Origin of the sequence: Duganella radicis, assembly GCF_009720825.1 — a bacterium.
Lineage (GTDB): Bacteria > Pseudomonadota > Gammaproteobacteria > Burkholderiales > Burkholderiaceae_D > Rugamonas > Rugamonas radicis.
In genome coordinates, this window is record NZ_WNKY01000001.1 from 435,983 (window position 1) to 449,210 (window position 13,228).

Consider the following 13,228-nt stretch of genomic DNA (forward strand, 5'->3'; position numbering starts at 1 on the left):
ACAAAGCGCTTGCTACGACAAACCGGCGACCGACATGATCCCCGAACCATCACTTGTCCAATGCTCGTTATTCGGACCGCTGTATGTAATCTTCACCGCCAGATCGTGCGCCTTGAGTTTTTGCGCGAAGGCCTTGGCCGCTTCGCCATTGGGAATGCTCAAGCCGACGAGCTGCTTGCCGGGATCGAGTTTTTGCCCCACCAGCGGCACGCTCTTCCACAGCACATTGTTGTCGGACTCCATGACAGATTCCAGCGCAGTCTTGGCATCGGCGACGGGATTGCCATCGAGCAGAATCTCGACCTTCTTGATGATCGCGTAACCGCTGCCACGATTGTCGATCAGCCATTGGAAACCGCGCTGGTCGCTTTCGATCGTCCACACCAGGATAGGAAAGCCCATGCCCTGGCGCTGCGGCATGCCCCGTTCGCGCTGCGGCACTTGACGCTGAGCGCGCCAGAAACGGTAACCCACGCCGACGCCGATCATGATGATGCCGGCCGAAAAGAAGAACGGCATGTTTCCTTCCGACAGACTTTGCATGTAAGGGTCGTACAGCAACAGCAGGATGAAAGCCAGCAGCGCCGGCAAAACGATCAGCAACTGCACCCACAGAAAGCGAACCTTGATGAACTCCTGGACCTTGCAGAACTTGAAGAAAAGGACGATCAGGACAATTCCCGTTATCATCAAAAACAGCATCAGCGATTGCAGCAACCACCGGTGGACGCAGGCGAATACTTCTATCGCTCCAGGCAAGCCGTCATGCAAATTTTGGTCGCGGTAGTTTTTCAACAGACACACGAAGATCTGCTGCGATTTCAGGCACGACTGGCTGGCATCGGTGACCGGCAGCGCCAGATTATCGAAGTCGGGCGCCCAGAATCCCATGCCGCCGAAGTTATCGCGCGCGTAGACGATATCGTCTTCGAGCTGTTGCCAGTTGCGGTCGTCAAAGTGTATGACAGGCAGTATGCTGCGCAGGAAATCAGCACGATCGGCGCCATGCAGCATCGAGTCGTTTTCCATATCGAGCCGCAGGGTCTTCTTGGCGTCGGAGCTGGGTTCGTTCAATAGCACCAGCAGATACTCGCCGTTGTCTTGCGCACCAGGGCGGCCACCCTGCTCGGCAGCGGTTCGCAGCTTGCGCAAGTGGATCAGATTGGCCAGTCCGAAAGCGCCGCCCATCCCATTTTTACCACTGGCCAGGGTATTTTGCGTCACCAGGATATTGAGCCACAGGTCGTGCTTGTTCATCTCGGCGCGCAGCCTCAGATAGAACTCGTTGAACAGCGCGGTCGATTCCTCGTCCTCCGGGTAGTTGGGGAAATACAGGGTCACGCCATCGCCTCGGCGCGGATGCGTCGCCCCGGCAAAGGCGATCAAACTCGCCACCTTGGCGCCGGGATTGCTCAGCGGTGCGTTGAGCAAGTCGATGATATTGTCCCCTATCCGTTTGAGCATCGCCTTTTTGCTTTGGGAATTCAAGGCGAGCCATGCGCCACGCCAGTCGTCTTTCTGAATCAGCCAATCGACCTTGGAATTATGTTGACGGGCGACGCGAACGAATTCATTGGGTTTGGCGCTGCCGTCATGGACGTCGAAGCTATTGCTGCCCAAGTAGAATTCACCCGTGTTGTCGACCGTCAGGCCGTAGTAAGCCACCCGATTGAGCGCGCGGAAATTGATCGTCTGTCCGCCCTTCTTTTGGTCCCAGTAAGGATAGAAGCCATACACCACACCGGACAGGTCGTCCAATGCGCAGCCGCAGTTGCCGCCCTTGATCTGGATCGGCGCAATGTCGGCCGGCATCTGCTTGCGGGCCGCGCTGTCGATGGCTACCATCAGGTAAGTGTCAAAGAGCCGCTTGACGATCTCGTCGGCGGAATCTTTCTCGTCTATTTCACAGCGCCGGGGGAGGTTTCTGAGCGCAGCGATTTGCTCGAACTGCTTGCCGAGCTCCGGCACCGCGACACCGCCGGCGTCGGCCAGGGATGGCCGCAGTGCCTCCAGCTCCTTCTGCAAAGAAGCGAGTTCGTCATTTGAAATGGTGAGCGACCTCATGTAGTCGTTATTGACCGGCGTATTGAGTTTGCACATGCCCAGTCCAAACGCGATTTTCGATTTGACCGCGCTATGGAAGATCTCCAGGTCGGGATAGTCGACGCCCTTGATCTGTTCGAGCATCTTGACCACGGCGCCCGGCACGCCGACATAGCGAGCACTCCCGCTCAGCTGCTTCTCGATGGAGTCGAGCGCCTGTTGATCGAGATGAAAGTTGTCGAACACCTTGGTGGCCGTTGCCAGTTGCGGCAAGCTGTCATCTGTGATGGTGAGCTCGCCGGAACCGATCTTGTCGGCAAAGTAGGTGTCGAAGGCCTCGCGTGATTTCAGGTACACCGTACCGAAAGCGGCCAGTTCATCGAGCGTGCTATCGTCCATGCCATCCTTTTTTAGGCTGGCACGGCTGGCCGCATTGAGCAAATAACCGTTAAAGGGGCGCAGGCTCTTGTCGATGACCGGCCACAGCGCGACCAGCATATGGGGGCGGTCCTTGAAGGTTTGCTCGAGCGCCACCTTCAGCGTTTCCTTGGACGCGTAAGGCTTGTCCTTGAAGCCGGCCAGTATCTTGCCCACACTGACCTTGCTGCCCAGTGCGTCCAGATCTTCCTGCCGTAAGACATACATGGCGGCGCCGTCGCTGTCCGCCGGTCCGGACCTGGCCGGCTGCGGCGCCGTGCGGCTGGCGCGGTAGCGATTAACCAGTTCAATCAAGGGCGCCGCGTCGGCCTGGCGGCGCACCGCAAAATCCTGCGCCTTGATGGCTGCGGGATTGGCGTTATCCCACGCCTCGAACTGCTTGTCGAGCAAGACCTCGAGCTCGGCTGGATGTGCGACGGCGAACGCGGCCATGCGCTCCATGTGCGCGGGAAAATCCTTGCCGACCTCCGCCCCGACGTTGAACTTGAAGTTGTAGGCGTATCGCTGCAACCAGGATAGCGTGACGCTGCCGACGATACCATCGTTCAAGGGGCGCTCGCGTAGCGCAAAATCATGCTGCCAGTCCGCCAAATTGCGGTAGATGACTTCGAGCTGCTGTTGCATGCGCAAGACGGTCGGTTTGCCCAGGCCGGCGAAATGCTCCTTCCGGATGCTGCGGTCGTAGCCGACCAGGGTGTAGGTCTGTGCGGTTTTGGCGACCGGTGCGCTCACGGACGCGGTCGGCGCGGACGCGGCCCCGCTCTCTCCAAGACCGGTGGCGGGCGCGAGGGCGATGCAGGCCACCAGTGCCCATTGGCCCATCGTCCGCATGGCTTGCGTGTTGAAATGTGGTTTCACAATGTTTTCCCATCCTTCATCAGTTCTCTACCGATGCCCATGATCAAATCGTCCTGGACGATGTAGTTGCGCCCGTGCTTGACTGCGCGGATGGCCGCGTACTGCGCCACGTTCAACAGGGCGCCACCAGCCAGCTCGTATTTTTCAGCGATGTGCCGGAAATCGACGTCGCCGCCCAAGCGCTCAGGCTGGCAAAACAAGCCTTGCCACAGCCGGCGCCGCTGCTCCACATCGGGCATGGCGAAGTACACCTCGCTCTGGAAGCGGCGCGAGAATGCCTGGTCAATATTGGCTTTCAGGTTGGTGGCCAGGATCACCACGCCAGGAAAGTCCTCCACCCTTTGCAACAGGTAGGAGATTTCCTGGTTCGCGTGGCGGTCGTTCGAGCTGCTGGCCTGGGTGCGCTTGCCAAACAGCGCGTCGGCCTCATCGAAAAACAGTATCCAATTCTTGTTTTGCGCCTGGTCGAAGACATTGGCCAGATTCTTTTCCGTTTCGCCGATGTACTTCGACACCACCATCGACAAGTCGATGCGGTAAACATCGGCCCCCACGGCCTTGCCGATCAGGCTAGCCGTCAGGGTCTTGCCGGTGCCGGGCGGCCCGTAGAACAAGGTGCGGTAGCCCGGCTTGACTGACTTGTCCAGCCCCCATGATTGCAGGATGCGGCCGGGCTGGCGCAGCCAGGTGACGATATGATCGACCTCCTCCATCACCTCGGCGTTGAGCACCAGATCGGACCAGTTCAGTTTCGTCTGCATCAGCTTGGCCGGAAAGTGGGCACTGAAATCGGGTTTGTGGACCTCGCCATCGGACAGGCGCTGCAAGTACTCGTTGCTCAGCATGAGCGCCGAACCGAAGTGCGGCTCGCCGCTGGCCTGGTGGTCGAACTTGAGCATGCCGCTGCGGGTGAAAAAATGCTCGTCCTTGAACAGCTTGGCCACCTCGAAGCGCAGCGCCAGATCGGTTCCCGCGAGCAGGAAGGCAGCGGTCTCGCACGTCGGCAAAAAGCCCGAGTGCACCTTGCCGCGCCAGCCGCCGATTTCGCTGTAGCCGCGTTGCAGCGCCGAATTCTGCAGCAAGAACCAATCCAGCACTTGCGGGCGCAGGTGCGGCATGAAGGCCAGCATCAGCACGACGCGTTCCGAAAAATTCATATTGTGTTCGCGTACCAGCGCGGCGTACGGGCTGGTGTCGCCTTCGAGCCGCGGAGGCGGATACAGGGCCGCGAAGTCGGGCGCCGAGCGGTCTTCCTTGAAGTATGCTTCGAAGCGGGCGTTGCAGACCTGGGTGAACCAGAGCACTTCGCGTTCGAGGCAAGCTGCGATGTCGTTATTCATGGTGTGTAGGTGAAGTAGGTATTCATCGCCAGGTGACGTTCAGCGGCGCCGTCATCCAGGAAAATTTAATCATCTTGTAGCTCCATGGCAGCCGGTCGAGCAGCATGTCGAAGGTGCGCTGCGGAATCTTGAGATGCCAGGCTTCCTCCTCGTAGTACAAGCAGCCTTCGCGCTGCAGGAAGGTCTCGCGCAGGCCTTCGATGGAGCTCGCGCCAATGGCGCTCCAGTGGGCAATCACGCCTTTGAGCATTTGCTCGATGGTGCTCTTCTCCTTTTCAGTCATGCTGATGCCCGGTACCACCGGCACGGCGGCGGGTATGCCGCACAGCAGCTTGTTGAGCACCAGCAGATATTCCGGCGTCGTCTCTTCGGCGGTAATCGCGAACTGCAAAATGTGGACGCCGCGCTGGCGTGTTTCTTCGCTGACGAATACACCGTCCTTGGTGATGTCAAGCAAGGCGAACAGGCGCTCGATGTAGGGCGCAATGATCACCAGCCCGGCGTTGCGCAGGTTGGCGTCGCCCGTAAATGGCGCCGGCGCCTGGTCGACGGGCGTTGTCCGGGCCGCCGCCTGCTGCGCTTGTGGTCCCGTCAGGGGGCGCAGCAACTGCGCCATCGCTTCGGCTGGCGTGGCCTGTGCCGCGCCGGGTGCGGGGGCCAGCCGGAGCGCATCGATCTTCTGTTGCCATGCAGGTCCTTCCTGCGCATGGTCGCCGGCCAGTCGCGCGACCAAAGCGCTGAACATGTCGCCAGCGCTGGCGGGTGCGGCGCCGATGAAGATGGTGTCGAAGACGGCGCGCCAGATTGCGCCGTCCAGCATAGCGGGGACAGGCGGCAAGGTAGTCGGCAAGATGTCGCTGAGAGCACGCAGCACCGCCGGCAGCGCGCACGCAAGCCGGGGCCGCAGTGTACAAAGCAGGCGCGCCAACGTCGGCCCAGGCACAATATCCAGCAACCGGTCAAGCACCCGATGGTGAGATAGCGCGCTGTGCAATGCTACGTGCGCGTCGGTGTCGGCGTTGGCATCGGCCAGCAAGCGCTGCATCAGCAAAGTGATGCTCGCTTTGACGGCCTGATCCGGTGCGCGCTCGCGCATCAGCAAGATGGCGATGGTCTCCGCGCTGGCAGGCAAGCACGGTGCCTGGTCTGGGCTGAAAACCAGGCTGGACGCATCGGCCGCTTGCCTTGCCGGCTTCCCGAGGACGCCAAATGCTGCGCGAAATGCCGCTTGCACCTCCTCTTCATCTGCGCTTCTATCGCTTGCCGGTGCGGGCAACTGCGCGGCAACTGCGCGCCAGAACGCCAACTGCTGCTTTGGCTCTTGACGCGGCAATTGCGCCCGCGCCAACGCTTGCCATTCCCCAGCGCTAAAGACAGCCGCGTTCGCATCGATAAAATCGTCATCGGTCAGCAATTGGTCGGTCAGCGCCGGATGGCTGTCGCACAATTCCATCGTCAACATCTGTTGCAGCGCTTCCGGCAGCGCGGCGTCGATGCTATCCCCTGCCCCGCCGCGCAAACGCTGCCGCGCCACGTCCAGATACACGTTACCAAACAAGGCGCGCTCGAACGCCGCCTTGAGCGGCGTATCTTCGCCGCGCAGCAATTCGTACCAGGCGTGCGCCACCGGCGTGAACACCACATCGGAGCGCTGCGGTGAGGCCGGCAACAGCGAGCGCAGCAAGTCCGATACCCACTCGGCAGGTTCAGTCGATGTCGGCCGTTCCATCACTTGCGTGAAGGCGAAGCGCAAAACGTGCTGCGCAAACGCGTCAGGCGCCAGAGGAATGGGCAGCATGATGCCGAACCGGGCAGCGAGGTCGAGCAGGGGCGCCGCCAGCCGCGCCGTCCACCCCGACAGGCATCCCAGTAGCTCATGCATCTTGCCGCTGTCGGTGCGATCGATCAGGTGCCTCCGCGCTTCTGCGCGGCCGAGGTAGCGCTGCGCAGCCTGGCGCAGCAGGTCCGGGTGGTACCTGACAAGGTCGGCCCACAGCGCGTCGAGCGTCGACAGGTCCGCGCGCAGCATCGCGTCTGCCAGACGCTGCGGCAAGGCTTGGCATAGCATGGGCGACAAGGGTGACGCCTCGCGATGCGCGGGCGCGGCGGATGGATCCCGCTCGACATGACGGACAGCGAGCTCCTCGCTTGGGATGGGCTGCACAAAAGACGCTGTCACGCCGGCGCCGCAGTCGGCACCGATCTGGTCCAGGTCGATGGGTTCGCCGAGCATGGCTTGTTGAAGCACCTTGCCAAAAAACGCATGGGGCGTTGCGGCACACAACGCCCGCTCCTCGACCGCCGAAAGAAAGGCGTTTGTGCCCTCTCCGGCCTGTTGAAACCCCGCCCAGGCTTGCACCAGCCCATGCAGTTGGGCCGAATTGAGCGTGCTGAACCGCGCCTCCTGGGCCTGGCGGTCGCCCAGATAGGCGCGCAAGGCAGCTTCCGACAGTGTCGCCGATGCCAGGGCTGCGGCCTGCCCCTCGGGCGGGCGCGGGCCAGGAGCGGGACCAATGGCATGCAAGGCGGCAGCGATGTGGCGCGTCGGGTCGCTGGGCAGATCAGCGCGAAGCGAGCGATGCTTTTCCAGCAGGTACTGCATGAGCCGCTCGGGAACGATGCTGGCCACCTCGGCATGGAGCAGCAATTGCAAGGCGGTGTGCAGCACGTCGTGACGCTCGCTGCGTTCGCCAAGCACCCGCAACAACTCCGCCATGAGCGGCGCCAATCCCGGCTGTAGCATCACCGCCAGGTCAAGCTGCTGCGCAAGGTTCAAGCGGGTCGTGATGCCGGCGATGGCCTGGTAGCGCTTTTCCTTCGACAACTGCTGCCAGTGGCGGCGCAGTTGGGCGCGCTGTGCAATGACGATCGATGGCCAATTGCGCCGCCATTGCTCCGCATCGCCGCGCTCGAGCAGTTCTTCCAGCGACATCGGGGCGGTGTCCTTCGTACCGCCTGCCACTGCCGATGGCACTTGGGCACCGAGCAAGGCCTGGAGTCCGGCGCTCTGGCCAGGCGTCGTGCGCAGCACGTCTTCCATGATCGCTTGCGGCGTCAGCTGGTCCAGGCCAAGGTCGAACCAGCGCGCCAGCGAGGGCCGCAATGCCGCATGAAACTGCTCGCGCGGCAAGACACTGGCGAGTCTTTCAATCAGCGCGCAGCACTCGGCTTGCACCACTGACAGAATATCGATCCTTACCTCATCGCTGAACCCGGCCAGCCAGGTGCGCGCCAGCCGTGGATACTCGCTGCGCAGCCAATGTGGCGCCAGAACCAGCAGACGGTCCCAATACGGCGCCAACAATTGAAACTCGCCGGCATTGAGGCACTTGCTGATGGTGATGATCTCGGCACGGGCAAAGATAGGACCGAGCACGCGCAGCGGCTCACGGAAGTGTTTGCTGTCGACGGCGCCCTGCTTGCCGCCGGCAGCGCGGTCGGCCGCCGGCTCTTGCGCCTTGCCGGCGGCCAGCATGGCGGGCGAAGCGGTAAGCGCGCCTGCCGGGCTTGGTGCGGCGTGCGTCTCCCGCTCGACGGTGGTGGTGTAGCTTCGCACCACGGCGTCGAGGGTAGCCGGTTCGGCGTGCCGAGACAGCAGCCATACCCAAAAGGAAGTTTCATCTGCCCCGGCTTCACGCAGGCGGTCGTGCTTATCCACGGCCCAGGTCAGCACAGCGCAGCGCTGCGGCTCCGGCCACTTGTTGAATAGAACCCGCGCCGTCATCAGGCGCTGTTGCACATCGAGTCGCGGAACCAACTGGGCGAGCACCTGCGGCTTGGCCAGCTCCTTGCGCAACTGCTCATGGCTACGCGACGATGGACTTGAGCGCAGGCCACGCCCCGCTTCGTCCAAGTCGGCGAGCAGGCCAGGCAAACCGGCGTCCGGCAGCGGTGCCAGGGCGCTGGCCAGAGAATGAGAATCGGCCGGCGCCGGCCCGCCTTGCATGAATGGCTCCTTAGCATCGGACCGCCGATACCTGTCGGCGCTCGCATCGACCACTTTTTCGCGGCTGTGCAGATCCTGTTCTACCTTTTCCGCCGCCAGGAAAGCAAGAATACGGTCGGACTGTTCGGGCAGTGACTGCGTGATCAACGCCAGCACCGCTTGCGGCGCAAGACTACCGGCAGGCGCGGCCAGCCAATGCGGCAAGGCCGGGTGCAACACCGCATTGAGGCGCGGCCGAGGCACAACCGTCGCGAGTCGCTCGATCAAGCCGGCGCAATCGGCCTGCAGGACGCCGAGTATGTCGGTCAGGACTTCGTCGTCAAAATTCCGCAGCCAATGTTCCCACCGCCGCGGGTGGATGGTCCGCAGCAACTGCGGCGCGCTTGACAGCACACGGTCCCAGTACGGCGCCAGCAATGCGAAATCCGCCGTTTCGAGACCCTGCTCGATGCTATGCATTTCCGCAGGCGTGAAACCGGCGCTGCCTACGGTGGGGGCGCTAGCCTTGCCGGCCCGGGCCAGCACCGCATCGCGCTGCGCCGGCGGCCAGTGCATGATCTGATCAAACGCGATCGATGGCATCGATGCATCGGGCTGCCGGATCGCGATGCTGTCCGCGACGGGCGCTACGTTGTCCGTATCGGGCCCATCCTCGGAATCGGGCGTCGCGAACAAGGCGAGGATGCGCGCGGCATGCTCCGGCACCGCGTCCTTGACCCATGCCAGCACCGCGTCAGGTGCGAGACTATCCGCCGGCTCAGCGAACCAGCGGGGCATCGCCGGCCGCAATAGCGCATTGAGCCGCGCGCGCGGCACGACCGTCGCGAGGCATTCGATCAGCCAGGCGAAGTCAGCTTGCATCACGCCGAGAATGTCGACCAGGGTATCGGCATCAAACGCATTCAACCAACGCTGCCACAGCCTTGGATGCGCATTTCGTATGCACTGCGGCGCGCTGGCCAGGATGCGATCCCAGTACGGCGCCAGCAAGACGGCGTCAGCGTTTTCCAGGCCTTGCTCGATGACGGACATGGCGTCCGCGCCGAAGCCCGCAATGGACTGCGGCGATGGCACCGCTGCCGCCTGCGGCGTGGTGTACGGTTCAGCCTCTGGCTCGCCGCGGCAGGCCCGCTCCCATCGTGTCCGCAACATGTCGGGGCTGGCAGCTTGGGTACATTGCGGCAGGAACCAGCGCCAGAACGATTCGGTCTCGCTCCCGGCTTGCCGGCGGCGCCGCAGTTCATCCTCGGCCCAGGCCAGGGTGGCGGCGCGTTCGGTCTCGGTCCATGCATGACACAGCGCCCCCGCTGCCGCGAACAACTCCTGGGAGTCGAATTGGCGTATCAATCGGGTCAGCATGGGCGCTTCGCGCAACGCCACGCTGAGCACCTCGTGGGCTTGCCGCGTATCGATCACTTGCCGCAGCAATTGTGTGTGTGCCGCATGCGCATCCCGCGCCCAGGGCATGGTCCCATGCCGCAAAAAAGCCAGCATATCCGCGGCCGGCCCTGGCGTGTCCCGGGTGCTGGCCGCGGTACCAGCCTGGGCCGGGGTATCTTCCAGAGCGCTCGATAGTTGCACGAACAAGCGCCGCGGCAGTTCGCTACGCGCCTGCGCGGCCGGCACCGTGCCGAGGTCGATCTCGAGCCGCTCGATGCGCCGGCTCCGCTTGCCCCGATACAGGTCCAGCACTTGCTCGATCACCGGCAGCATGTCGGCCTGGATCCAGTCGGCCAGCTCCGCGCTCTCGGCCGGCTTGGCGTCAAACGCCATCTCGAAGGTCAGTGCGTGGATCAGGTCCAGGTCGCTCATGCTCATACCCATACCCGGTTGGTGTGATACGGCGCATTTTTGTTGAGAAATTCAATCAACTGGCCTGCGGCCTCGTCGAGACCGTCGGCGGGCCGGCCCATGCTCGCTTCGCGCAGCAGCCCCAGCCAGTTGGCCTGACGTTGCTCAAATTGCGCCAGCAACGGAAAATTGAGCCAGTAAAATTGCGGCAGTATGTGTGCCGGTAAATTCTGCGCGATCAATTCCTCGATCCAGGCGCGGCATCCCGGATCGGCAAACCGGGCGGTAAAGGCAGGCAGGATCACGCTGACCCGGTGCGCATAGAATTCTTCCGGCACCGCACGGGTGGCATCCGCAGCACGCGGGCGCAGCAGCACATGTTCGAGCAAATGGAAGCCCTCGCAACGCCGGTTCAAGTCGATCAGCTGGCCTCGCATGGACTGCCCGGCCGCGACCATGGCGTCGAGCGGCAGGCGCATGATCGGCCAGCACTGCGCGTCGGCCGCGTTCAGACACAGCCAGCCTTGTCCGTCTTCGGTGGCGTAGAACCGGTAATTCTCGCTATGTATGCCAGCGAGCATCAGCGTCGGCGCGACGGCCCCGTGCGGCAGCGGCATGGGCGCCGCATCGCCTGGCGGCACATCGGCGCCGGTGGCAAGCAATTCCGTCTGTTCGTAGGATAGCTGCTGGGGATAGTCCTCTTGTTGCGCGAGCGTTTCCAGGTAGCGCGCGTCGCTGATGTATTTGACTTCACCGTGGAGGATATCGCCGGTGAGAGAGCGTCCGAGCGCGCGCGGGTCCGCGCCGGACAACAGCTGCACCCGATGCATGATCGCCGGGTAGTTGTTGCCGTCGCCATAAGGCTGCTGCAGGTCCATGGCGCTGCCGCGCCTGGCGCTCAGCGCGCACAAATGGCGCAGCAGTCCGATCTTGCACTCGATGAGGTGCAGATCAAGCCCGTCCGCGTGGTACAGGTCGTAGCGGCGCAGCGCGTTGTCGGGGAACACTTCACCGTACATCGCCAGCAGGCTATCGAGCACACGGTTGCGGCGCTGGGCAAACGGGTCCTGCTCGCGCAACACGGCGTCGATATCGGCCTTGGCGATACCGTCGACGTACAACATCTCCACCTTGGGAATTTCTTCATTTCCCAGAAATTTGGCGAAATAGGATTTGTCGAGCGTCGCGTCGACCGAATAGAGCCGCTTGATGCCTTGCAGCGACGCCAGGTAATTGGCCATCATCTGCTCGAACGGATAGAGATAGGCTTTAAGCTGCAGGGCGCGCGCATGCACGTGCGCCGGTTCGGACTTGGGCACGCCATAGTGGTTGATGCCGTAAATGGCCGGCGTGTGCTCGCCGATCGAGCCATACGCGTCGAGCGGACGGTATTGTCCCCGCGGCAGGTCCAGCAGGCGCGCCAGGTTGCCGTCACCGCTGCGAAAGGCCTCATGCTCGAATTCGAACTTCTTGATGTACAGGCGCACCTGCTCGTGAAACTGCACCGCATGCCGGCCGTGCATTTTCGGATCGTCCTCGCGCGCGCCTTCCGGCAACCGGCCGGGCGCCTTGCCATGCACCAGGCGCAATTCCTGGGCCAGGGCGGGATCCTCGGGGAACTCGAGCACCGGGCACACGGCCTCGGTCTGGGCCAGCCGTATCCACGGGATCTCCTTGCCCTTGCGGGTCATCAGGCACAATTTCTTGACCTGTTTCACGCCCGGCACATGGTGCGCCAACGCGATCAGCTTGATGGAGTCGATCTCATAATTGGGCACCGAGAAGTGGCCGTCCTCGATATAGCCGTGGCCGGTCAGCGGTCCTTCGAGCATATCCTCCCAGCGCATCCCTTTGGCGCGCATCTCCTCGAAGCGCGAGATGCGGCCGCCCGACGAAATCATTTTCGCGCACTGGAAATACAGATCGGCGTAGATTTCGGCGGCGGGCCGGCTGTCGTCGATCTCGATCTCGCCGGCCAGCATGTAAGGCCTGGAGGCGACGATGCGCACCTCTTCCACGTCGCGTCCCAGATTGCGGTTTTGCGACAACAATGCCAGCACCGATTGCCGCAAGTCTTCGTCGCTGACCTCCCTGGCGTGAAACAGCGATTCACGCGGCTTGACGAACACCGAGAACAGGCCGTTGGGGCGCCCGCCCGTGCTGCCGGCGTTGATCCACACATCATCGACCTCGGGCAATCGGTCGTAGATGAGCTTACAGAAATCGATGTCCGTTACCGGCTGGTTGGGAAAGATCGCTTGGGGCGGGAACAGGGCCTGGGCTTCAAAGTCGATCGCGCCGGAGGCGTCCGTGAGGAAGTCGGCGACGTCGAAATCGGTGCGGTAGACCAGGTCGGTCAAGCCATAGCACAGCAACTCGAGCAGGGTCACGCCCGGATCGTGCAGGTTGTAATCGGTCCACTTCTTGCCTGACAAAGACTGGAGCAGATCGATGCCATTGCGCCTGAGGCCGTCGAAATCGAGGCCGTCAGGATCGCTCAGCTGGCGTTTGATGTGGTTCGAAATCATCACGGTGTCAGTATTGGTCCATGCGCATTTGCTGCTGCATGCTTTGCAACAGGCGGTTCACGCGGGAAAACGGCATGCCGCCCAGGGTGTCAAGGATCAGCCGCAGCTGTGCCGGGCTGAAGGTCAGGCGCGCACTGGCGCCGCCAGCGTGGGCGCCAGCGTGCAGTTGACCGATCAGCTCGAACACTTGCCGGAACGGCCGTTCCGCCAGGCCTTCGACGATCAGGCTGCACTGTTCCGGGCTCAATTCGAGGGCGATGTCGCGCCGTGCAGTGGTTTTCATG

5 protein-coding genes are annotated in these 13,228 nt (G+C 62.6%); all 5 read right to left on the reverse strand.

Annotation, left to right across the window (positions count from 1 at the left end; genetic code table 11):
* Positions 1-12: 12 nt before the first annotated feature.
* From GM676_RS01780 to GM676_RS01800, 5 genes are read right to left on the reverse strand one after another with little or no spacing between them, the layout of a single operon-like run.
* Positions 13-3,339 (reverse strand): hypothetical protein, encoded by a 3,327-nt coding sequence (locus GM676_RS01780; protein WP_155461651.1) that lies wholly within the window; start codon positions 3,337-3,339, stop codon positions 13-15.
* A complete protein-coding gene (locus GM676_RS01785) occupies positions 3,336-4,679 on the reverse strand; it encodes an ATP-binding protein (protein WP_155461652.1) in 1,344 nt (447 codons plus the stop codon). The genes GM676_RS01780 and GM676_RS01785 overlap by 4 nt, the downstream gene beginning before the upstream one ends.
* 22 nt (positions 4,680-4,701) lie before the next feature.
* Positions 4,702-10,437 (reverse strand): contractile injection system tape measure protein, encoded by a 5,736-nt coding sequence (locus tag GM676_RS01790; RefSeq protein ID WP_155461653.1) that lies wholly within the window; start codon positions 10,435-10,437, stop codon positions 4,702-4,704.
* Between the two features lie 2 nt (positions 10,438-10,439).
* Positions 10,440-12,944 (reverse strand): hypothetical protein, encoded by a 2,505-nt coding sequence (locus tag GM676_RS01795; protein WP_155461654.1) that lies wholly within the window; start codon positions 12,942-12,944, stop codon positions 10,440-10,442.
* Between the two features lie 7 nt (positions 12,945-12,951).
* Positions 12,952-13,227, reverse strand: a complete 276-nt coding sequence (locus GM676_RS01800; protein WP_155461655.1) for a hypothetical protein — start codon at positions 13,225-13,227, stop codon at positions 12,952-12,954.
* Between the last annotated feature and the right edge of the window lies 1 nt (position 13,228).